Source organism: Mesorhizobium sp. WSM4808 (assembly GCF_055811675.1).
In genome coordinates, this window is record NZ_JBVVQX010000010.1 from 78,884 (window position 1) to 101,459 (window position 22,576).

A 22,576-nucleotide genomic window follows, 5' to 3' on the forward strand; every position below is an offset into this window, starting at 1 on the left:
CGGCCCTTTCCAGCCTTCAAGGAGAATGACAATGACCGCAACCACGCCCATTCGCTGGGGCATCCTCGGCCCGGGCAGCATCGCCCAGTCCTTTGCCGGTGGCGTGGCCGCTTCGCGCACCGGAAAGCTGGTCGCCATCGGCGCGCGAAATCCCGCCAAGCCCGGCCTCGCCGAGAGTTTTCCCGGCGCCCGCATTCTCGACGGCTACGACGCGCTGCTCGCCGATCCCGACATCGATGCCTTCTACATTTCGATACCGCATCCCGGTCATGCGCAATGGGCGATCAAGGCGGCCGAGGCCGGAAAGCATGTGCTGTGCGAAAAGCCGCTTGCGCTGACCGCCTTCGAAGCCGACGCCATGATGCACGCCGCACGCAAGGCCGGCACATTCCTCGGCGAAGCCTTCATGTACCGGCTGCACCCGCAGACGCTGAAGCTGGTGGACCTGATCAGGTCCGGTGTCATCGGCGACATCAGGATGATCAAATCGAGCTTCGGCTTCGCCATGCCGGGCTTCATGCCGCAGCACCGGCTCTATGCCAACGATCTCGCCGGCGGCGGCATTCTCGACGTTGGCGGCTATCCCGTCTCGATGGTTCGGCTGATTGCCGGCGCGGCGCTAGGACAACCTTTCGCTGAGCCGGACAAGGTGGTCGGCACCGCCCATCTGGGCCAGTCCGGCGTCGACGAATGGGCGTCCGCGCTGCTGCATTTCCCAGGCGGCATTGTCGCCGAAGTCTCCTGCAGCATTTCGCTCAACCAGGACAATGTGCTGCGCGTCCTGGGCACAAAGGGCCGTATCGAAGTGCCGGACTTCTGGTTCGCCGGCGGCAACCGCGACGTCGGCCTCGGCCGGATCGACATCATCGCATTCACCGGCGCGCGCCAGACCATCAGCGTCGACGAGAAGCGCCATGTCTATTCCTTCGAGGTCGACGCAGCCGGTGAGGCGATCCGAGCCGGCGGCCAAGAATTCGCCTGGCCGGGCATGGCATGGGCGGAAAGCCTCGGCACCTTGCGCGTGCTGGATAAATGGCGGGCGGCAGCCGGCCTGGAATACGCGATCGAGAAAGCCGCGCAGCGCACCAACACCATCTCCGGCCGGCCTTTGCGGTCCGGCGGCACGGCGATCGCCAAGCGCACCATTCCCGGCCTGTCGAAGCCGGCATCGGTGGTGGCGCTCGGCTTCGAGGATTTCCGTACCTTTTCCTCAGGCTCGATCCTGCTCGATGCCTATTTCGAGGCCGGCGGCAATCTCTTCGATACCGGCTATGTCTATGGCGGCGGCTATACCGAGAAGCTGCTTGGCGAGTGGTTGAAAAACCGTGACGTGCGCGCGCAATCGGTGGTCATCGCCAAGGGCGCGCACTCGCCGCTGTGCTATCCCGATGTGATCGGCAAGCAGCTCGACCAGTCGCTCGAACGCCTGCAGACCGATCACGTCGATGTCTACTTCATGCACCGCGACAATCCCGATGTGCCGGTCGGCGAATTCGTCGATGCGATGGATCGTGAGGTCAAGGCCGGCCGCATCCGCGGCCCGTTCGGCGGCTCGAACTGGACAATGGAACGCATGGATGAGGCGATCGCCTATGCCGAACGTACCGGCAAGCAAAAGCCTGGCGCGCTGTCCAACAATTTCTCGCTGGCTGAAATGCTGGAGCCGATCTGGGCAGGCTGCGTCACGTCCTCCACGGATCCATGGAAGGCCTGGCTGACATCCAGGCAGATGCCGAATTTCGCCTGGTCGAGTCAGGGGCGCGGCTTCTTCACCGATCGCGCAGGTCGGGACAAGCAAGACAATGAGGAACTGGTGCGGGTCTGGTACTCCGAGCGGAATTTCGGCCGCCGCGACCGGGCGGTCGAACTTGCCGCGAGACTGGGCAAGAGCCCGATTCATATTGCGCTGGCCTATGTGCTCGCTCAGCCATTCCCATCCATCCCGCTGATCGGGCCACGCACGCTGGACGAGTTGGACGACAGCCTGCGCGCTCTCGACATCACGCTGTCGCAAGCCGATCTCGAATGGCTGGATGGCGGCAGTCGGCGCGCTGCCTAGCTGGCTGCCTTTTTAACCGTCGCGGCGTCAGGTCTCGTCATCAGGCGCCCTGACGCCACGCCTGGCCGGTGTCCGCAAATTGGCATACATGCCGGTGGTGCGGAATTGGCTCGGCGTGATGCCGTAGCAGCGGCGGAAGACTTTTGAAAAATAGTTCGCGTCCTCGAAGCCGCACAGGATGGCGACCTCCTTCACCGGCAGAAAATCCGCCTTGGTCAGCAGCTTCGCCGCGCGTTGCAGACGCTGCTGCAGCACGAACTCGGCCGGCGGCAAGCCTTCGCTCTCGGCGAAACAGCGTGAGAAATGGGCCCGGCTGAGGCCGCTGATCTGGACCAGGTCCGCCACCGGCAGCGGCCTGTCGAGATTGGCATTGATGTGATCGATGACCGGCTGCATGGCGCTCTGTTTTTCGGCAAAGGCATGGGAGCCGAAGACATCGTCATAGAGCGCCATCGCAGCCTCATAGGCGACCGCCGAAGCAGCACCCGGCGAAGCGGCGCCTTTGATCAGGCGCAAGCTGCAATCGGCAAGATGATCGATCGTCGCCTGCTGCAGCCGAAATACCGGACCCGAGACGCTGAGGATCGACTTGTGGATGCGCAGCGCCTCCTCGCCGTTCATCGAAATCCAGAAATATTCCCAGCGCTCATCCCCGGCCAGCCAGTAGCGGTGGTTGTGCGGCACCAGCACCAGCAATGTGTCGTTCTTCTGCAGGCGGTAATTGCGGTTCTCGTAGCGCAGCCGGCCGGTTCCGCTGATCGTGTGCTGGAGCACGGTGAACGGCGTCTGGCCGCGCCTGCGCCCATCCCAGTCGTAGATCTCGTCCTCGCGCACTTCATAGCCCGTGCTCGTCGGCATGGCGTGCAGGCGCTGGCGGCCGCGCGGCAGCGAGATCGTGCGCATGGACTGTCCGTTGTTTATCAAATCCTGCAGCACAAAATTACCCTTGAAAGCATAATCCTTCTCTGGTCGCGCTCGCGAATAAGCGCATAATCGCCGTCGAAAAGCGAGAGAGATCCGCAGTCGAGGAGCGGACAGGGAGGTTGGCGAGCCGGTTTCCGGCTTGTCCTGCACACATGCCACGGCATGTGGCAACAGCTTCCCATTGTCATTCCTTGCCTGCAATTCGAAATGGAATGAGGTGCGGCTGGTGAGTTTCAAAATCGCTATCATCGGTGCCGGCAGCGTCGGCTTCACCAAGAAATTGTTCACCGACATCCTGTGCGTGCCCGAATTCAAGGACATCGAATTTGCGCTCACCGATGTAAGCGAGCACAACCTTCAGATGATCAAGGCGATCCTCGACAGGATCGTCGAGGCAAACAGGTTGCCGACCAGGGTGACGGCGACGACCGACCGCCGCAAGGCGCTCGAAGGCGCACGCTACGTCATCAGTTGCGTGAGGGTCGGCGGTCTCGAAGCCTATGCCGACGATATCCGCATTCCCCTGAAATACGGCATCGACCAATGCGTCGGCGATACGATCTGCGCCGGCGGCATTCTCTATGGACAGCGCAACATCCCGGTGATCCTGGATTTCTGCAAGGACATGCGCGAGGTCGCCGAGACGAACGTCAAATTCCTGAACTACGCCAACCCGATGGCGATGAACACCTGGGCGGCGATCGAATACGGCAAGGTCGACACTGTCGGGCTCTGCCACGGCGTCCAGCACGGCGCCGAACAGATCGCCGAGGTGCTGGGCGCCAAGTCCACGCAGGAACTCGACTATGTCTGTTCCGGCATCAACCACCAGACCTGGTTTATCGACCTGCGCCTGAACGGCCGTCCCATCGGCAAGGACGAACTGGTGGCCGCTTTCGAGGCGCATCCGGTCTATTCCAGGCAGGAGAAGCTGCGCATCGACGTTCTGAAGCGCTTCGGCATCTATTCGACCGAGAGCAACGGCCATCTTTCCGAATATCTGCCCTGGTACCGCAAACGTCCCGACGAGATCACGCGCTGGATCGATATGTCCGACTGGATTCACGGCGAGACAGGCGGCTATCTCCGCTACTCCACCGAAACCCGCAACTGGTTCGAGACGGAATATCCGCAGTTCCTCGAAGCGGCGTCAAAGCCGATCGACCGGGCGAAGCGCTCCAACGAGCATGCCAGCCACATATTGGAGGCGCTGGAGACCAACCGGGTCTATCGCGGCCACTTCAACGTCAAGAACAATGGCGTGATCACCAACCTGCCGCAGGATGCCATCATCGAGTCGCCCGGCTTCGTCGACCGTTTTGGCATCAACATGGCCGCCGGCATCACGTTGCCGGAGGCCTGCGCCGCCACCTGCATCGCCTCGATCAATGTCCAGCGCATGTCGGTGCATACCGCGATATCAGGCGACATCGATCTTCTGAAGCTCGCCGTGCTGCATGACCCGCTGGTCGGCGCGGTTTCGACGCCGGAAGAGGTCTGGCAAATGGTCGACGAAATGGTCGTCGCCCAGGCGGCCTGGCTGCCGCAATATGCCCATGCGGTTCCGGCGGCCAGGGAGCGGCTGTCGACATCCCAGGTGAAGACCCGCGAGTGGGCGGGCGCCGCACGGCGCAGCGTTCGCTCGATCGAGGAATTACGCGCCGAAAAAGCCGCGCTGAAGCAAGCCGGCTGAGACGAGCCGGCTGAGACGGGCCGGCTGAGACGGGCCGGCTGGAATTCATGCGGTGATGGTGGATCCATGGGAGGCGGATCCACTGCCACGAAGCCGTTTGAATTCGAGGAGAGGCGGAGCGGGTGCAAACGCTCCGGACAAACAAGAGGGAGAGAGACCGTGAGGAATTTCCGCAATATCGGCCTTGCTGCCGGACTGACGCTGAGCGTCTCGGTCTCGGCACTCGGTGCTTACGCTTCCGAACCGACGGTTCCGCCGGCGCCGACACCGTTTCCCGCCGAAGGCAAGATCAACTATGTCGCGCGAGACTCGATCCTGGAGTTCAAGGCGCTCCCCGAATATCACGAGCCCGACTGGGTCACCGAGAAATACGTCAAGACCGGCAAGCTGCCGCCGGTGAAGGACAGGCTGCCGAAGGAGCCGCTGGTCTTCAAGAAGGGCAACATGCAGGACGGCATCGGCGTCTATGGCGATACGATGCGCCACGTCATCGGCGGGCGGCCGGAAGGCTGGAACTACGGCGCCGGTCAGACGCAAGGCTGGGGCGGCATCGACATCGGCCTCTCCGAATGCCTGACGCGCACCGCCCCGCTGTTCCAGGTCGAGGCCAAGGACACCGAGCCGCTGCCGAACCTGGCCAGGAGCTGGGATTGGTCGAGCGATGGCCACAAGCTGACCATGCACCTCATCGAAGGAGCGAAGTGGTCGGACGGCGTGCCGTTCAATGCCGACGACGTCATGTTCTACTGGGACGACGAGGTGGTCGATCCCAACGTCTCGCCGCTGAACGGCGCCACGCCGGAAAGCTTCGGCGTCGGCACGACGCTGAAGAAGATCGACGACTACACCGTCGAATGGACCTTCAAGGATGCCTTCCCGAAGCAGTACCTGTACGCCATGGCCTACGGCACTTTCTGTCCTGGCCCCGCGCACATCCTGAAGCCGCAGCATCCGAAATACTCGAAGAACACCTACGATCAGTTCAAGAATGCCTTCCCGCCGGAATTCATGAACATGCCGGTGATGGGTGGCTGGGTCCCGGTCGAATACCGGCCGGACGACATCATCGTCATGCGCCGCAATCCCTATTACTGGAAGGTCGACGAGAAGGGTAACCAGCTGCCCTATCTCAACGAACTGCACTACAAGCTGTCGACCTGGGCCGATCGCGACGTCCAGGCGGTGGCCGGCGCGGCCGATTTTTCCAATCTGGAGCAGCCGGAAAACTTCGTCGCCTCGCTGAAGCGTGCGGCAGAGGCGAACGCACCGGCCCGTCTTGCTTTCGGCCCGCGGCTCATCGGCTACAATCTGCGATTTAATTTTTCCGCGAATGGCTGGGGCAATCCGGACGAACGCGGCCAGGCGATCCGCGAGCTGAACCGCAACGAGGATTTCCGCAAGGCCGTCACCATGGCGCTCGACCGCAAGGCGCTCGGTGACTCGCTGGTCAAGGGGCCGTTCACCGCCATCTATCCCGGCGGCCTGTCGTCAGGAACCAGCTTCTACGACCGCGCTTCGACGGTCTACTACCCCTTCGACCTCGAGGGCGCCAAGGCGGAACTCGCCAAGGCCGGCCTCAAGGATACGGATGGCGACGGCTTCGTGAATTTCCCTTCCGGTACCGCCGGCGGCAAGAATGTCGAGATCGTGATGCTGGTCAACAACGACTACACGACCGACAAGAGCCTTGCCGAAGGCGTCGTCGCCCAGATGGAAAAGCTCGGGCTTCGGGTCGTGCTCAATGGCCTCAACGGCACCCAGCGCGACGCTTCCCAATATTCGGGCCGCTTCGATTGGCTGGTCCGGCGCAACGAACAGGAACTGACGTCGGTGGTGCAGAACACCGTGCAGCTTGCCCCGGTCGGCCCGCGCACCAGCTGGGACCATCGGGCGCCGGAGAACGGCGAGGTCGATGTGATGCCGTTCGAAAAGGATCTCGTCGATATCGTCAACAAGTTCGTCTCGACGCAGGACAACGACCAGCGTGCCAGCCTGATGAAACAATTCCAGAAGATCTCGACGGAGCACGTCTACAATGTCGGCCTGACGGAATATCCCGGCGCGCTGATCGTCAACAAGCGCTTCTCGAACATTCCGCAGGGCACGCCGATCTTCATGTTCAACTGGGCCGAGGATTCGATCATCCGCGAACGGGTCTTTGTCGCGGCCGACAAGCAGGCGAAATACGAATTGTTCCCCGAGGAGTTGCCCGGCAAACCCGGAGAGAAGGGGCCGATGAATTAGGTTTACCTCCCTGACCGAGAGACCTCCGGCCGCGCCGCTGGCGCGTCCGGACAAACCAACCTCCGGACGCAACCAAGGGCGCGATCGGCGAGACAAGGAAACGAACCGTCCATGCTGCGATTCCTGCTCACGCGCATAGCGTCGGCAATCCCGGTCCTCGCCATTTTGAGCCTGGCCACCTTTGCCATCATCCAGGCGCCGCCGGGCGATTATGCCGACTACATCCGCTCGCAGGCGATCAACCAGGGTGGAGCCTCCTTCGCCGAGGCCGACGCGCAGGCAAAGGCCTATCGCATCGAGCATGGTCTCGATAAGCCGCTGCCTCTCCAGTATCTCAACTGGATCGGTGGCATCGTCACCCGCGGCGATTTCGGCTACAGCCTGTACTACAACAAACCGGTCGCCGACGTGGTCGGAGAGCGCCTGCCGCGCACGCTCCTCCTGGCGCTGGTCTGCCATCTGCTGGCCTCGGTGCTGGGCATCACATTCGGCATATGGGCGGCGACAAGGCAATACACCTGGATCGACTCGACACTGTCGGCCATCTCTTTTCTCGGCATGACGGTGCCGCGCTTCCTGATGGCGCTGATCATCGTCTATCTCCTGGTGTTCCAGTTCAACGTGTCGGAGATCGGCTCATTCTTCTCGCCGCAATATGGTGGCGCGCCGTGGTCGTGGGCCAAATTCGTCGACCTGGTCAAGCATGTCTGGCCGGTGGTGGCGATCGCGACTTTCGGCGGCCTCGCCTACAATATGCGCGTCATGCGCGGCAATCTGCTCGATACGCTGAACGCGCAATATGTCGAGACGGCCAGGGCCAAGGGGCTGACGGGTGCCGCCGTCGTCATGCGCCACGCCGTGCCCAACGCGCTGCATCCGCTCATCATGTATCAGGGTGTGGTGCTGCCCTATATGCTGACCGGCGAGATCGAGACCGCGATCATCTTCGCGCTGCCGACGGTCGGCCCGGCGATCGTCGGCTCCATGGCTGTCGGCGACGTCTATGTCACCGCCACCTTCATGATGGTGCTGTCGGCGACGCTGATCGTCGGCAACATCATCGCCGACATGCTGCTCGTCCTGCTCGATCCGCGCGTGCGCCAGTTCGGGGAGCGCTGAGATGCTGGCGCGCGATCCATCCCCTCCACCGCTGCCGGCCGAAGGTCCCATCGTCGCCAAACCGGCGCGCGGCAACGAAAGCTATATCGCGCTTGTCTGGCGCCGGCTGAAGCGCTCCTGGACCGGCATGGCCGGGCTCTGGCTCGTCGTGCTGCTGCTGTTGATGGCCGTGTTCGCCGAGTTCATCGCGCCAATGGACCCGAAGGTCACGGATGTCGGCTTCGCTCCGCCGCAGGTGCCTGTTTTCCATGACAGAGACGGCGGTTTCACCGCACGGCCGAGGGTCTATGCGCTGGCCGATTCGGCGGACCTCGATCCGGTCACTTTCCAGCCCGTCGTCGGTCCCGACTACGACCATCCAAGGCTGCTTGGTTTCTTCGTGCATGGCGCGCCCTACAAGCTGTTCGGGCTGCTGCCGGCGGACCGGCATCTGTTCGGCTCGCTGGACGGCCAGCCGGTGCATTTCCTGGGCACCGACAAGTTCGGCCGTGACGTGCTGTCGCGCGCCATCCACGGCTCGCGCGTCTCGCTGATGATCGCGCTGACGGTCGTCTTCATCATCACCGTCATCGGCACCACCGTCGGCATGGTCTCCGGCTATTTTGGCGGCAGGTTCGATGTCTGGATGCAGCGCTTCGTCGAACTGGTGCTCGCCTTCCCGCAGCTGCCGCTCTATCTGGCGCTGACGACGCTGATCCCGGTCACCGCTCCCACCAACGTCTTCCTGGCTTTCGTCATCATCGTCATGTCGGCCTTGGGCTGGGCGCAGATGTCGCGCGAGGTGCGCGGCAAGACGCTGGCGCTGGCGCGGATCGAGTATGTGCGCGCCGCCATGGCGGTCGGCGCCACCGACCGGCGCATCATCATGCAGCACATCTTCCCCAATGTGATGAGCCACGTGATCGTCGCCGTGACGCTGGCGATCCCGACCGTGGTGCTGCTCGAATCCTTCCTCGGTTTCCTCGGCTTCGCCGTCAAGCCGCCGCTGATCTCGTGGGGCCTGATGCTGCAGGACACCGCGACCTATTCCGTCATCGGCACCTATCCGTGGATCCTGTCGCCGGTCGGTTTCGTGCTCGTCACCGTCTTTGCCTTCAACGCGCTGGGCGACGGCCTGCGTGACGCCGTCGACCCTTATTGAGGTGCTGAGATGACCGTCGCGCTCGCCGAATCCTTCGCACCAACCGTCCGTCACGACCATGACGGACGCCAGGGCCAGCCGATCATCGATGCTCGCAACGTCGCCGTGGCCTTCAAGGTCGAGCATGGCGTCGTCGACGCGGTCAAGGACATCTCGTTTCAGCTCTATCGCGGCGAGACGATCGCCATCGTCGGCGAATCCGGTTCGGGCAAGTCGGTGACGGCGCGCACCGTCATGGGCCTTCTGTCGCGGCGCGCCACCGTGTCCCCCGGATCGAGCGTCTGCTATGACGGGCAAAACATCCTGAAATTTCCCGAGAGCGCCCGGCGCAAGCTGCGCGGCAACCGCATCTCGATGATCTTCCAGGAGCCGATGAGCTCGCTCAACCCGATCTATACGGTCGGCAGCCAGATCGTCGAGGCGATCCGGGTGCATCGCAAAGTCAGCCGCAAGCAGGCCTGGGCGCGCGCACTGGAACTTCTGCAGCATGTGCAGATTCCCGATCCCGCCGCGCGGCTCAAGCAATACCCGCACCAGCTATCGGGCGGGCAACGTCAGCGGGTGATGATCGCCATGGCGCTGGCCAACAATCCCGATGTGCTGATCGCCGATGAGCCGACCACAGCGCTCGATGTCACCGTCCAGGCGCAGATCCTGAACCTGATCCGCAGCCTGCAGAAAGAGCTGCGTATGGCGGTGATCCTGATCACCCACGACCTGACCGTGGTGCGCCAGTTCTCCGACTACGTCTATGTCATGCAGCATGGCGAAATGTGCGAGCACAACGTCACCGAACGGCTGTTCGCCAACCCACAGCACCCCTATACGAGACGGCTGCTGGCTTCAGAGCCGCATGGGCAGCCGAAACCCCTTCCGGAGGGCTGCGGCACCATCCTCGAGGCGAGCGGCGTGCACGTCTCATTCATGCTGCGCCACGGCACCTTCCTGAAGCCGGACTGGCGAGAACTGGTCGCCGTCGACGATCTCGGCCTGAAACTCTGTCGCCATGAGACGCTGGGGCTGGTCGGCGAATCCGGCTCCGGCAAGACCACCTTCGGCCAGGCCTTGCTCCGCTTGATCGACGCCAAGCGCGGCGAGATCCATTTCGACGGCAAGCCGATCCATGGCCTGTCGCGTGCCGAGATGCGGCCGCTGCGCTCGCGCATGCAGATCGTCTTCCAGGATCCGTTTTCCTCGCTCAACCCGCGCATGACGATCGGCCAGATCATCGAGGAAGGGCTGATTGTCAACAGCATAGGGGCGACGCGGCGCGAGCGGGTCGAACGGGTGCGCGACGCGCTGGTCAGCGCCGGCATGCCGGGCGATATACTGTCGCGGTTTCCGCATGAATTCTCCGGCGGCCAGCGGCAGCGCATCGCCATCGCCCGCGCCATCGCGCTCGAACCCGAATTCATCCTGCTCGACGAGCCGACATCGGCGCTCGACCTCTCCGTCCAGGCGCAGATCATCGACCTCCTGCGCAAGCTGCAGGACGAGCGCGGCCTCAGCTACCTCTTCATCTCGCACGACCTCAAGGTGGTGCGCGCCCTGTGCCATCGCGTGATCGTCATGCAGAACGGCAAGATCGTCGAGCAGGGCCCCGTCGACGACGTCCTGTCCAATCCCAAGACCGCCTACACCGAACGGCTCGTCAGGGCCGCTTTCGACGTGGCCTGAACATATGCCGGAGGTTAGCATGGCAAGGAATCCCAAGATCACGTTCATCGGCGCCGGCTCGACGGTGTTCATGAAGAACATTGTCGGCGACGTGCTGCAGCGCCCGTCGCTTTCGGGCGCGACGATCGCGCTGATGGACATCAATCCGCAGCGGCTGGAAGAGAGCGCCATCGTCGTCAACAAGCTGATCGCGACGCTCGGCGTCAAGGCGAAGACCGAGACCCATTCGGACCAGCGCAAGGCGCTGGCCGACGCCGATTTCGTCGTCGTCGCCTTCCAGATCGGCGGCTATGAGCCCTGCACGGTCACCGACTTCGAGGTGCCGAAGAAATACGGCCTGCGCCAGACGATCGCCGACACGCTGGGCGTCGGCGGCATCATGCGCGGCTTGAGGACCGTGCCGCATCTTTGGAAGGTCTGCGAGGACATGCTCGCCGTCTGCCCGCAGGCGATCATGCTGCAATATGTCAACCCGATGGCGATCAACACCTGGGCGATATCGGAGAAATATCCCGACATCAGGCAGGTCGGCCTCTGCCATTCGGTGCAGGGCACGGCGATGGAACTGGCTGAAGACCTCGACCTTCCCTACGACGAGATCCGCTATCGCTCGGCCGGCATCAACCACATGGCGTTCTACCTGAAGTTCGAGCATCGCCAGCCGGACGGTTCCTACCGCAACCTCTACCCAGATCTCGTGCGCGCCTATCGCGAAGGCCGCGCGCCCAAGCCCGGCTGGAACCCGCGCTGCCCCAACAAGGTGCGCTACGAGATGCTGACCCGGCTCGGCTATTTCGTCACCGAGAGCTCGGAACATTTCGCCGAATACACGCCCTATTTCATCAAGGAAGGGCGCCCCGACCTGATCGAGAAGTACGGCATCCCGCTGGATGAGTATCCCAAGCGCTGCATCGAACAGATCGAGCGCTGGAAGGGACAGGCTGAGGCCTATCGCTCGGCCGATCGCATCGAAGTCGAGCAGTCCAAGGAATATGCCTCGTCGATCATGAATTCGGTCTGGACCGGCGAGCCGTCAGTGATCTACGGCAATGTCCGCAACAATGGCTGCATCACCTCGCTGCCCCGCGATTGTGCCGCCGAAGTGCCGTGCCTGGTCGATGCCTCCGGCATCCAGCCGACCTATATCGGCGAGCTGCCGCCGCAATTGACCGCGCTGATGCGCACCAACATCAACGTGCAGGAACTGACGGTGCGGGCGCTGATGACGGAAAACCGCGAGCACATCTATCATGCGGCGATGATGGACCCGCACACATCAGCCGAACTCGATCTCGACCAGATCTGGTCCCTGGTCGATGATCTCCTGGCCGCCCACGGTGACTGGCTGCCTGCCTGGGCGCGGACGAAACGCAAGAGCGAGGCCGCCGCCTGATCGGCGGCGCCCGGCTCATTTCGAATCGTCGGGGTCCGTTTCTTCCTCGTCGTCGCGAGCCTTGATGACATAGGCGCCCTTCAGCCAGCGATTGAGGTCGATGTCCTTGCAGCGCGTCGAGCAGAACGGGAAGGTGTCGCGCGCCGAGGGCTTGCCGCATTCGGGGCAGGGGCGCTTCGGGCGCAAGGGCGTGACTTTGGGATCGGAATTCACAGCCGGGGTCCCGCCAGCCAGCCGCCATGCACCTTGAAGCCCTCGCCGCTCAACAGCGCGACGGTCTCATAGAGCGGCAGGCCAACGATATTGGTGTAGGAGCCGACCAGCTTGACGACGAAGGCGCCGGCGAGGCCCTGGACCGCGTAACCACCCGCTTTGCCGCGCCATTCGCCCGAGGCGACATAGGCGTCAATCTCTTCGCGCGGCAGCCGCTTGAAACGCACCCGCGTCTCGACCAGCCGTTGGCGCAGCTTGCCACCCGGGGTGATCAGGCAGATGCCGGAATAGACCCGGTGCGAACGGCCCGACAACAGCCCGAGGCAGTTGGCAGCGTCGTCGAGGGTTTCCGCCTTGGGCAGGATGCGCCGTCCGACGGCAACCACCGTGTCGGCGGCCAGCACGAAACCTGGCGCGTAGTCGGCTTCGGTCTGCAGCGAGGCGAACGCCTTCTCGGCCTTTTCCCTCGACAGCCGCTTGGCCAGCGAGCGCGGATGCTCGGCACGCAACGGCATTTCGTCGACATCGGCCGGCAGCACGCGGTCCGGCTCGATGCCGGCCTGCTGCAAAAGCTCGATCCGGCGCGGCGAACCCGAGGCAAGCACCAGCTTCTGCAAAATGCTCATCGCGGACCAGTCGGGCTTTGCTTACTTGAAACGATAGGTGATGCGGCCCTTGGTCAGGTCGTATGGCGTCATCTCGACCAGAACCTTGTCGCCGGTCAGCACGCGGATGCGGTTCTTGCGCATGCGGCCGGCCGTATGGGCGATGATTTCGTGTTCGTTTTCGAGCTTTACCCGGAACATCGCGTTCGGCAACAATTCCGTCACGACACCCGGAAACTCGAGGACTTCTTCCTTCGGCATTCGATACCTTTGCTTGGATGGTAGTTCCAGCACCCTGGCCGGAATTTCGGCGGAACCTATATGATAATCGTCCGCTTGTGAACACGCTTAATCCGTCGCGTTTTTTGCTCCTGGAAGCAGAAAACGTCGGCCTATGCGCACCTTCAGCCGCTCGCGCACGTCGCGATAACTAGCCATGATCTGTTCGCGGGTGCCGCTGGCGTCGGTCGGGTCCGGCGTCGGCCAGTATTCGACCTCGACAGCGAGCGAGCGGGTGAGTTCAAGTGCGGCGTGGTGCGCTTCCGGCGCCAGCGTGACGATGAGGTCGAAATAGTCGTCCTCGAGATCATCCATCGTCCTTGGGTGACGCTCGCCCAGCGTGAGACCGTCTTCGGCAAGCACCGCATCGACGAATGGATCGCGCTCGCCGGCGCGAACGCCTGCCGAAGCGACAAAGACGGTGGCCGGCAGCATGCGGCGCGCCAGTTGCTCTGCCATGGGCGAGCGCACGGCATTCATGCCGCACAGGAACAGGATCGAACGGGGCAGGGCGCCGGGTGCCAGGGCTAGCCCCGCCAGTGCAGTACGCAGACCAGCGTGAACAGCCGGCGCGCCGTATCGAAGTCGATGTCGATCTTGCCGGATAGCCGGTCCATCAGCGTCTGCGAACCTTCATTGTGCAGGCCGCGGCGGCCCATGTCGATCGCCTCGATGTGGCTCGGCGTCGAGGAACGGATGGCGTCGTAGTAGCTTTCGCAGATCATATAATAGTCCTTGACGATGCGCCTGAGCGGCGTCAGCGACAGGATATGGGTGACGACGGCGGTGCCATCCTCGCGCGCCACGGCAAACACCAGGCGCTGCTCGGCCAGCGACAGTTTCAGCCGGTAAGGGCCGTCGCCGCTGTCACTGACGGGCTGAAAACTGTTCTCCTCGATCAGGTCGAAGATCGCCACCGCGCGTTCATGCTCGACATCGGGTGTCGACCGGCCGATCGATTCATCGAGTTCGACATCGATCAGCCTGGCGCGGGTTTGATCGGGGCCAGACATCGCCGCCTACATGTTCAACCGTATGGCGACGGAGCGTCCATGCGCGTCAAGGCCTTCCGCCTTGGCCAGCGCAATCGCCGCCGGCGCCAAGATCCGCAACTGTTCCGGTCCAAGCTTGAGGATCGACGTGCGCTTGACGAAATCGAGCACCGACAGACCGGACGAGAAGCGCGCCGAGCGCGCCGTCGGCAGCACATGGTTGGAGCCGCCGACATAGTCGCCGATGGCTTCCGGCGTGTGGCGGCCGAGAAAGACCGCACCCGCGTTGCGCATCCGCGACAGGAAGCCCTCGGCGTCGTCGATGGCCAGTTCGACATGTTCGGCGGCGATGCGGTCGACCAGCGGCAGCGCGGCGTCGATGGTCGACACCTGGATCACCGCACCAAAATCACGCCAGCTCGCCGCCGCTGTCTCGGCGCGTGGCAGGCTCTGCAACTGGCGCTCGACGGCTTGTTCGACAGCGATGCCGAAGGCTGAATCGTCGGTGACCAGGACCGATTGCGCCGATGCATCGTGCTCGGCCTGGGCCAGCAGGTCGGCCGCGATCCAGTCCGGATCGTTGCTGCCGTCGGCCACGACGAGTACTTCCGACGGCCCGGCGATCATGTCGATGCCGACGGCGCCGAACACCTGGCGTTTGGCCGCCGCGACATAGGCATTGCCCGGGCCGACGATCTTGGCGACCGGCCTGATCGTTTCGGTGCCGTAGGCAAGGGCGGCGATCGCCTGCGCGCCGCCGACACGGTAGATTTCCGACACGCCTGATATGTCGGCCGCCACCAGCACCAGCGGATTGATGATGCCGCCCGGCGCCGGTACGACCATGACGATGCGCTCGACGCCGGCCACTTTGGCCGGCACGGCGTTCATCAGCACCGAGCTTGGATAGCTCGCCGTGCCGCCCGGCACATAGAGCCCAACCGCCTCGACCGCCGTCCAGCGCCAGCCGAGCTCGACGCCGGCGGCATCCGTATAGCGGTCATCCTTTGGTCGCTGCCGCTCATGATGCGAGCGGATGCGGTCGCGCGCGAATTCCAGCGCCTCGATCGTCTTTGGGTCGGCGGCCTTGTAGGCCTGGGCGATGTCGTCCTTCGAAACGGCGATGCCCAGTCCAGCCAGATCGGCGCGATCGAATTTCCGTGAATAGTCGATCAGCGCCGCGTCGCCCTCGGCGCGCACGCGCGCGATGATGGCGCCCACCGCTGCATCGACGTCGGCGGACACTTCCCGCTTGGTCAACAGGAAGGCGGCGAAACGCTGTTCGAAATCGGCGTCGGACTGACGAAGCGTGATGGCCATCGGACGCTCAGGTCTTGTGGATGGGGCGCGAGGTGGCTTCCCACGCCCCGCCGATGTCGGCAAGGCGGGCCTCGATGCATTCGACGTCGAGCATGATCGCACCGCCGCCCGAGAAGATCAGCTCGACGATGCCGGCCGGCTTGCTGATCTCGATGAAGCTGATCGCCAACAGCGACAGGACTTCCGCAGGCTTGTCGCGGTCGATGCCGCTGGTCTTGGCGCCGAGCACGCGGTCGAAATGCAGCACGGCCTGCCGTCGCTCATTGTGCTGGCGAAACAGGCCGGATTTTGCCTCCCAGACGAAACGGTTCATGGTCAGCAGGAAACGCTTGGCCGCGGGCAGGAATTCGAGGTCGCTGACTTTCAGCACGGCATCCTGGACATGAGCCGAAACGATGCTCAGATCCTGGTCGTCTAGCGCGATAAGCTTAAGGCCGGTCATGCGGATTTCGCACCTGAAGGTTGATTGTTCAGCCTTCTGTTAGGCGGTCTTGGCGATCGGTGCAACCGCACCAACAGCTGCAGGTCTGCGCTGCCCCTCATCGCCCTGCCGGGCACTTCTCCCCGTATAGTGACGGGGAGAAGGACGCTGCCGCGAAGGATCTCGCCAATCTCCTGCGTTGCTGGAGAGGAGCCGAGGTGGCGGGCTATGCCGAAATCCGTTCGATCACCGCGCCGCAGTTGGACAGTTTTTCTTCCAGCCGCTCGAAGCCGCGGTCGAGGTGGTAGACACGGTTGACCGTGGTCTCGCCTTCCGCCGCCAGGCCGGCGATGACCAGCGACACCGAGGCGCGAAGATCGGTCGCCATGACCGGCGCGCCCTTCAGCTTCGGCACGCCGTCGACGATCGCCGTCTGGCCCGAAAGCGTGATGTGAGCGCCGAGCCGCGCCAGTTCCTGCACATGCATGAAGCGGTTCTCGAAGATCGTCTCGGTGATGCGCGACTTGCCCTTGGCCATCGTCATCAGGCCCATGAACTGCGCCTGCAAATCGGTCGGGAAGGCCGGAAACGGCGCCGTCGTCACGTCGACCGGCGCAATGCCGGCGCCGTTGCGCCTCACCCGGATGCCGGAATTGGTCGGCGTGATCTCCGCACCCGTCTGCGCGATCACGTCCAGTGCGGTCTGCAGCAGATCCGGACGCGCACCTTCGAGCACGACGTCGCCGCCGGTCATGGCGACAGCCATGGCATAGGTGCCGGTCTCGATGCGGTCGGGGATGACGCGCACGCGCGCACCCGACAGCGATTCGACGCCGTCGATGGTGATGGTTGGCGTGCCGGCGCCGGAAATCTTCGCGCCCATGGCGTTGAGGCACTCGGCGAGGTTGACGATCTCGGGCTCGCAAGCCGCATTTTCCAGCACCGTCTCGCCCTTGGCGAGCGCCGCGGCCATCATCAGCACATGGGTGGCGCCGACCGAGACTTTCGGGAAGATGTAGCGGTTGCCGACAAGCCGGCCATTCCTTGTCTTGGCGATGACATAGCCGGTGTCGACGTCGATATCGGCGCCCAGCGCCTGCAGGCCCTCGAGGAACAGATCGACCGGCCGCGTGCCGATGGCGCAACCGCCCGGCAGCGACACTTTGGCTTCGCCCATGCGGGCCAGCAGCGGGCCGATCACCCAGAACGAGGCGCGCATCTTCGACACCAGTTCGTAGGGCGCTGTGGTGTCGACGATGTTGCGGGCGGAGAAGTTGATGGTGCGCGAATAGCCCTCATTCTGCTTCTCGCGGCGGCCATTGACCGAATAATCGACGCCGTGGTTGCCCAGGATGCGGATCAGTTGCTCGACATCGGCCAGATGCGGCACGTTTTCCAGCGTCAGCGTGTCGTCGGTCAAAAGCGAGGCGATCATCAAAGGCAGCGCCGCGTTTTTCGCGCCCGAGATCGGAATGCTTCCGGAGAGCTTGTTGCCCCCGACAATTCTGATGCGATCCATGGAAGAACGTCCCTCTCGGCCAAAAAGGGCCGGTTCAATCGTTTGAGTAGCGGCCCGTCTAGACCATTGGCCAATCTGGTTCAAGAATTACGCTGGTTCAAGAAATGGGATTTCGCCCACCCCGGGCCTAGAGTGGCCGATTTGAGTTAATCTTTTTGTATTTCCTTCGATGCAGCGAGCCCGTCCGGCCGCTCGTCGGCATCACCGGTCCGCCGCGAGCGTGACTGCGCCTTGCGCTTCTGCAGATTGGCGCGCAATTGCTCGGCCAGCCGATCCTTGCGGATTGTTGCGCTGTTTTTCGGTGGACCATCCTTTTTCACTGGAATTGCCTTGTCGTCCATCGCCCCGTCCCCGCCGGCGACCCACCAGCTTGCTGTTCAGGGATAGCCAACATTGTGGCACTGCCATGTCATTAAAAGCTATCCGGCAAAGGCTTTCACAGAAGCGTTGCGCTTGGCCTTGCGCTTGCCGGTTCGATATGGCAGAAGCCCCGCCATCAGCGGCTGCGGTAGCTCAGTGGTAGAGCACTCCCTTGGTAAGGGAGAGGTCGAGAGTTCAATCCTCTCTCGCAGCACCAGTTTCCAACATCCTTGTTGCCGCACATTCGTCCTCTGCATTTGCAAGGGCGAGGCGGCTACATGGGAACGGCGCGGCCGTCGTGCTGGCGGACCTCATCAGCCGTGCATTGCTCCAGAAAATGGCTGCCACAGCAACTCCAGCCGAAGCGCATTCCCGGCAAGACACGATTCGTTAACCAAGATGCTGTTCATCGACATGACGTATTGTGGCATGGACGCCTGTCTGCGTCGGTCAAGTCCATGCTTGTCAGGAAGAGGGCTGAAAGGCTCTTCATCTGGGCGGAACCTGAAATCGCCCGAAACAAAAGAACGTGCAAGGCATGAACGTGAGCGAAAACGTGCAAAACGCCCCCCGTGCTTCCCGTCTTTGGACACTGCCTGCCATCATAGCAGCGTTCCTTTGCCTGTGTGTCACCGGCGCGTTCGCGGAGACGCGTGCTTTGAAGATTCAACATCTCCATACGGGCGAGAAGGCTGAAATCGTCTTCAAGCGCAATGGGCGCTATGATCCGGCGGGATTGAAGAAGATCAATCTCATGCTGCGCGACTGGCGTCGCAACGAACCGACGAAGATGGATCCGCGCCTGCTCGATCTTGTCTGGCAGGCCTATCGCGCCAGCGGCTCGAGAGCCTATATCCACGTGGTCAGCGCCTATCGGTCGCCAGCGACGAACGCCATGCTGCGCAGCCGCTCGAAGGGCGTGGCTCGGGAAAGCCAACACATGGTTGGCCGCGCGATGGACTTCTTCCTGCCGGATGTGCCGCTGAAGAAGCTGCGCGACATCGGCCTCAAGATGCAGGGCGGCGGCGTAGGCTATTACCCGACCTCCGGCTCGCCTTTCATACATATGGATGTCGGCAATGTGCGGCATTGGCCGGGCATCAGCCGCCAGGAACTCGCAAGGGTATTCCCGAACGGCAATACGCTGCATGTGCCGAGCGACGGCAAACCGCTGCCCGGTTATGGGCAGGCGTTTGCCGCCTACAAATCGCGCAAGGGCGCCGGCACGCCCAACATCGACCTGGCAAGTGCCGACGGCGGCCAACGCAGGCCGGCGCGCGGCCTGCTGGCGACGCTTTTGGGTGGGCGCGGCGCGGACGAGACCGATGATGTCGCCGAAGCGGTGCCGGCGCCACGCAAGCCGGCCAAGTCCGTTGAACCCAGGCCCGCCGGCATCGCAATCGTGCCGCCGCAGGATGCCCAGCGCGCCGACATCCAGATGGCTTCCGTCGATAGGGCCGAAGAATCGCCGATTGGACCGGAGGGGAAGACGCCTGAAGCGATCGTCATGGCGATGGCGCCGGGCTCGGTGCCGCTGCCAGCCTTCGCCCCGCGCAGCGGGTCCACGACCAGCATTCCGACCCCGCAACTCGCGCCGCTTGCAGCAGCCAACGCTTCCACCGCGCGGGCCGAACTGGCCAATCCAACAGCAACCGATGCTGAAATTCCCTCGGGCAAGTCGGCCGGTCCCGCGGGCGGCGCGCCGGACATGGTGGCGTTCAACATCCCGTTGCCGACATGGCGACCGGAAAGCCCGACGCGCCAGCTTGAAGCAGACAAATCCGGCGATGCGGTCGCTGCCTTGCTGGCCTTGAACCACGCCGATGACGGCCACAATGGGTTGGCCAGCCAGCGGGTCTCGGTTGCCCAATCGAAGCCCGAAGATCGCGTCAGGACCAGCCCGAAGGCCGACCGTGTCCAGCCAAATCTCGATCCCGAAGCCACTGCGGTCATCGTGCCGGCAGCGTTGTCCCGGCCGATTGAGACAGGTCGTGGCATCGCCGGCGGAGCTAGCACTGCGGCGGCGCCCGTCATTGCCGCCAATCTCATCCGCACAGCGCCGGAGCACATCTATCTCGATGGATTCCAGCCGCGAGGACAGACCTCCGATCACCGGCGCTTCACCGGTTCCGCGGTCAAGTTCCTGCCCATCGCCAGCTTCAAATAGACGCCAGCCCTCGTTCGAGCCGACGTGGATGTGTTGCACGACTGGCTTGGCTGCCATGGGATAGCAAGTCATGCCGAACTCTCGATGGCTCTGTAAGAGAAGTTCCAAATTTGACAAACATGTGTGAAATTGTAAGATAATCGTCTTTCCGTCGGCGATGGGCGATGACAATGTCGATCCGCGAAGAACTGGCCAATACGACCGTGGCGTTCACCTCCGCGGAAGAGAAGATCGTCCAGGTCCTGCTCGCTGATTATCCGATGTCGGGGCTGGGCACCGCGACCCGGCTGGCACGGCGCGCCGGCGTCAGCGACCCGAGCGTGACGCGGCTGATGAGCAAGCTTGGCTATGTCGGCTTTGCCGATTTCCAGGCACGCCTGCTCACCGAAGTCGAATCCAGGCTGCATTCGCCGCTTTTGATGATGGAGGCCAAGCGTCCGGGCGGCTCCAGCGAAGGCACCGCACTTGCCTATTTCCATTCGGTTTCCGACAGCCTGGAGCGCACGCGCACGGCAGTGCCGGTGCAGGCCTACACGCGCGCCGTCAACATGCTGCTCGAGAGCAAGGGCCAGGTCGTGCTGCTGGGCGGCCGGTTCAGCCGGCATATCGCCTCCATGCTGGCCGGCTACCTCCTGCAGTTCCGCTCCGGCGTGCGCGACATCGGTTCGTTGAGCCCCGCCGATTTCGACCTGTTGATCGACCTTGGCAAGCGCGACCTCCTCGTCGTGTTCGACTACCGGCGCTATCAGTCGGACGTGGTGAGCTTTGCCCAGCAGGCCAAGGAGCGCGGCGTCTCCATCCTGCTGTTCACCGATGTCTGGCTGTCGCCGATATCTGACATAGCGGACCTGACCATGGTTGCCGCGATCGACGCCAACTCGCCGTTCGACACGCTGGCGACGGCCGTTGCCCAGATGGAAACCGTGTTCGCCCACGCGCTGGAAGGCCACGGCGCCGGGGTGCGCAAGCGCATCGAGGACATCGAGAAGATCCGCAGTGCCAATGCGGTCACGCTCGATACCGTCCTGTCGTCATCGGCCGACGACGCCGCCAAAACCAAAACCACAAGGAAATAGTGTCGTTGCGCCCAGTGCAGCGATGCAAAGCGCCGCGACGCAGAGAAGGAAGCGACGATGCCCGACAACCAGACCACCATCGATGCCGTGCAGGCTGAGATCGAGACCGATCGCGACTGGTTGATCGGGCTGACCCGCGACATGGTTCGCATCCCTTCGGTCAATCCCAAATTCGAGCCCAACCCGGCGATCAACCGCGAGGCGGATGTCCAGGCGCTGCTTGAACCGATCCTCAAGCAGGACGGTTTCAAGACCGAGCAATGGGATGCCTTGCCCGGCCGACCCAATCTGGTCGGCGAATGGGCGGGAGACGAGGACCGCAGCCTGATCCTGTGCGGCCATATCGACGTGGTGCCGGTCGGGGCGATGAAGGACTGGTCGGTCGATCCGTTCGGCGGCGAGATCACCAATGGCCGCCTCTATGGCCGTGGCGCGGTCGACATGAAGGGCGGCGTCGCCGCTTGCATCGCCGCCGCGCGCGCGATCCGCAAGGCGGGCATCACGTTGCAGGGCCGGCTCGCCATCCACTCGGTCGTCGACGAGGAAGCCGGCGGCTTCGGCGCCATGGACGCGGTGAAGAAGGGCAAGCTCGCCAAGGCGGTGCTGGTCGCCGAACCAACCTGGGGCGATGTCCTGCCGGTCGAAGGCGGGCTCGAATGGGCGCGGGTGACGATCCGCGGGCGCAACGCCCATTCGGCGCTGCGCTACAACGAGATCTATCCGCAGCGCCACGACAAGGACCGGCTCGAGCCGGGCGTCAACGCCATTGAGATCGCCGCCCGCTTCATCGCCGCCGTGCGCCAGTATGAGCTGGATCGGACGCGGGCGAAATCGCATCCGCTGCTGCCGCTCGGCATGAACACGATCAACATCGGCGTCATGCATGGCGGAACCGGCCTTGGCCAGCACGGCCTGCCGATCGTCATGACCAACCCGGCCATCATTCCCGACGTCGCGGTGCTCGATCTCGACATGAAATTCCTGCCCGATGAGAACTCGGCCGACTACCGCCGCGATTTCGAGACGTTCGTCCACCATTTCGCCCAGACCGATGCGTGGCTGCGCGACAACCCGCCTGCGATCCAATGGGAGCTCGGCGGGCTGTATTTCCCGCCGATGAACACGCCGGTCGATCATCCGCTGGTGACATCGCTGATGAAGCGCAAGGCCATGGTCGGCAAGGCGCCGCAGGCGCGCGGCTTCGTCGCCGTGTGCGATGCCGCGCACTATGCCGGCGCCGGCGTCGACGGTGTCATCTTCGGGCCGTCAGGCGACGGGTTTCACGGTTCCGACGAATATGTCGAGGTCGAATCGGTGGTCGAGACCGCCAAGGTGATCGCCGCTTCGGTCATCGACTGGTGCGGCATCCGCTGA

The 22,576-nt window shown here is 63.4% G+C and carries 20 protein-coding genes and 1 tRNA gene; 11 read left to right on the forward strand and 10 right to left on the reverse strand.

Going from position 1 to position 22,576, the window contains the following annotated elements; translation table 11 throughout:
- Nucleotides 1-31 precede the first annotated feature (31 nt).
- Nucleotides 32-2,059: an aldo/keto reductase gene (locus AC0L2U_RS19115; protein WP_292693719.1), complete on the forward strand. Its 2,028-nt coding sequence runs from the start codon at nucleotides 32-34 to the stop codon at nucleotides 2,057-2,059.
- A gap of 27 nt (nucleotides 2,060-2,086) precedes the next feature.
- Here the strand turns inward: AC0L2U_RS19115 and AC0L2U_RS19120 are convergent, their stop codons facing one another.
- A complete protein-coding gene (locus AC0L2U_RS19120; protein ID WP_127397671.1) occupies nucleotides 2,087-2,962 on the reverse strand; it encodes an AraC family transcriptional regulator in 876 nt (291 codons plus the stop codon).
- 247 nt (nucleotides 2,963-3,209) lie between these two features.
- Here AC0L2U_RS19120 and melA (AC0L2U_RS19125) point away from each other — a divergent pair, with 247 nt between their 5' ends.
- The 6 genes from melA (AC0L2U_RS19125) to melA (AC0L2U_RS19150) all read left to right on the forward strand — a co-directional run bounded on the left by melA (AC0L2U_RS19125) (nucleotide 3,210) and on the right by melA (AC0L2U_RS19150) (nucleotide 12,250).
- Complete coding sequence (gene melA, locus AC0L2U_RS19125) at nucleotides 3,210-4,676, forward strand: alpha-glucosidase/alpha-galactosidase (RefSeq protein WP_127807906.1); 1,467 nt, start codon at nucleotides 3,210-3,212, stop codon at nucleotides 4,674-4,676.
- Nucleotides 4,677-4,835: 159 nt separating this feature from the next.
- On the forward strand, nucleotides 4,836-6,920 hold the full coding sequence (locus tag AC0L2U_RS19130) for an ABC transporter substrate-binding protein (protein WP_127807905.1): 2,085 nt from the start codon (nucleotides 4,836-4,838) through the stop codon (nucleotides 6,918-6,920).
- Nucleotides 6,921-7,031: 111 nt separating this feature from the next.
- A complete protein-coding gene (locus tag AC0L2U_RS19135; RefSeq protein WP_127807904.1) occupies nucleotides 7,032-8,039 on the forward strand; it encodes an ABC transporter permease in 1,008 nt (335 codons plus the stop codon).
- 1 nt (nucleotide 8,040) lies between these two features.
- Nucleotides 8,041-9,180: an ABC transporter permease gene (locus AC0L2U_RS19140; protein WP_127319546.1), complete on the forward strand. Its 1,140-nt coding sequence runs from the start codon at nucleotides 8,041-8,043 to the stop codon at nucleotides 9,178-9,180.
- Between the two features lie 9 nt (nucleotides 9,181-9,189).
- Nucleotides 9,190-10,857, forward strand: a complete 1,668-nt coding sequence (locus tag AC0L2U_RS19145; RefSeq protein WP_256746002.1) for an ABC transporter ATP-binding protein — start codon at nucleotides 9,190-9,192, stop codon at nucleotides 10,855-10,857.
- A 19-nt stretch (nucleotides 10,858-10,876) separates the two neighbouring features.
- Entirely contained in the window at nucleotides 10,877-12,250 is a 1,374-nt protein-coding gene (gene melA, locus AC0L2U_RS19150) for an alpha-galactosidase (protein ID WP_473602484.1), read from the forward strand.
- 15 nt (nucleotides 12,251-12,265) lie between these two features.
- Here melA (AC0L2U_RS19150) and yacG read toward each other — a convergent pair whose 3' ends face one another.
- The 9 genes from yacG to AC0L2U_RS19195 form a co-directional block, all read right to left on the reverse strand.
- Nucleotides 12,266-12,463, reverse strand: a complete 198-nt coding sequence (gene yacG / locus AC0L2U_RS19155; RefSeq protein ID WP_127269085.1) for a DNA gyrase inhibitor YacG — start codon at nucleotides 12,461-12,463, stop codon at nucleotides 12,266-12,268.
- Nucleotides 12,460-13,089, reverse strand: coding sequence for a Maf-like protein (locus tag AC0L2U_RS19160; protein WP_128309489.1), 630 nt, complete (start codon nucleotides 13,087-13,089; stop codon nucleotides 12,460-12,462). Before AC0L2U_RS19160 ends, yacG begins: the two co-directional genes overlap by 4 nt.
- A 21-nt stretch (nucleotides 13,090-13,110) precedes the next feature.
- The gene (gene infA, locus AC0L2U_RS19165) at nucleotides 13,111-13,329 is read right to left on the reverse strand and encodes a translation initiation factor IF-1 (RefSeq protein WP_006200926.1); all 219 of its coding nucleotides are present in this window, start codon (nucleotides 13,327-13,329) and stop codon (nucleotides 13,111-13,113) included.
- 87 nt (nucleotides 13,330-13,416) lie between these two features.
- Nucleotides 13,417-13,887 (reverse strand): arsenate-mycothiol transferase ArsC, encoded by a 471-nt coding sequence (locus tag AC0L2U_RS19170; RefSeq protein WP_081738604.1) that lies wholly within the window; start codon nucleotides 13,885-13,887, stop codon nucleotides 13,417-13,419.
- Complete coding sequence (locus AC0L2U_RS19175) at nucleotides 13,875-14,360, reverse strand: UPF0262 family protein (RefSeq protein ID WP_127271901.1); 486 nt, start codon at nucleotides 14,358-14,360, stop codon at nucleotides 13,875-13,877. Before AC0L2U_RS19175 ends, AC0L2U_RS19170 begins: the two co-directional genes overlap by 13 nt.
- A gap of 6 nt (nucleotides 14,361-14,366) precedes the next feature.
- Nucleotides 14,367-15,659, reverse strand: coding sequence for a histidinol dehydrogenase (hisD, locus tag AC0L2U_RS19180; protein ID WP_127396016.1), 1,293 nt, complete (start codon nucleotides 15,657-15,659; stop codon nucleotides 14,367-14,369).
- Between the two features lie 7 nt (nucleotides 15,660-15,666).
- Nucleotides 15,667-16,101, reverse strand: coding sequence for a DUF2948 family protein (locus AC0L2U_RS19185; protein WP_127319558.1), 435 nt, complete (start codon nucleotides 16,099-16,101; stop codon nucleotides 15,667-15,669).
- A gap of 205 nt (nucleotides 16,102-16,306) precedes the next feature.
- The gene (murA, locus tag AC0L2U_RS19190) at nucleotides 16,307-17,599 is read right to left on the reverse strand and encodes a UDP-N-acetylglucosamine 1-carboxyvinyltransferase (RefSeq protein ID WP_127381104.1); all 1,293 of its coding nucleotides are present in this window, start codon (nucleotides 17,597-17,599) and stop codon (nucleotides 16,307-16,309) included.
- 146 nt (nucleotides 17,600-17,745) lie between these two features.
- Nucleotides 17,746-17,940 carry a hypothetical protein gene (locus tag AC0L2U_RS19195; protein ID WP_127268678.1) on the reverse strand — a complete coding sequence of 65 codons (195 nt, stop codon included), beginning with the start codon at nucleotides 17,938-17,940 and terminating at the stop codon, nucleotides 17,746-17,748.
- A 161-nt stretch (nucleotides 17,941-18,101) separates the two neighbouring features.
- Between AC0L2U_RS19195 and AC0L2U_RS19200 the strand changes: the two genes are divergently transcribed.
- The 4 genes from AC0L2U_RS19200 (at nucleotide 18,102) to AC0L2U_RS19215 (ending at nucleotide 22,576) form a co-directional block, all read left to right on the forward strand.
- Nucleotides 18,102-18,176 (forward strand) — tRNA-Thr (locus AC0L2U_RS19200).
- Between the two features lie 321 nt (nucleotides 18,177-18,497).
- The gene (locus AC0L2U_RS19205; RefSeq protein WP_256746006.1) at nucleotides 18,498-20,126 is read left to right on the forward strand and encodes a peptidoglycan L,D-endopeptidase MepK; all 1,629 of its coding nucleotides are present in this window, start codon (nucleotides 18,498-18,500) and stop codon (nucleotides 20,124-20,126) included.
- Nucleotides 20,127-20,296: 170 nt separating this feature from the next.
- The gene (locus AC0L2U_RS19210) at nucleotides 20,297-21,202 is read left to right on the forward strand and encodes a MurR/RpiR family transcriptional regulator (protein WP_127396608.1); all 906 of its coding nucleotides are present in this window, start codon (nucleotides 20,297-20,299) and stop codon (nucleotides 21,200-21,202) included.
- A gap of 57 nt (nucleotides 21,203-21,259) precedes the next feature.
- Nucleotides 21,260-22,576, forward strand: coding sequence for a M20 family metallopeptidase (locus AC0L2U_RS19215; RefSeq protein WP_127396604.1), 1,317 nt, complete (start codon nucleotides 21,260-21,262; stop codon nucleotides 22,574-22,576).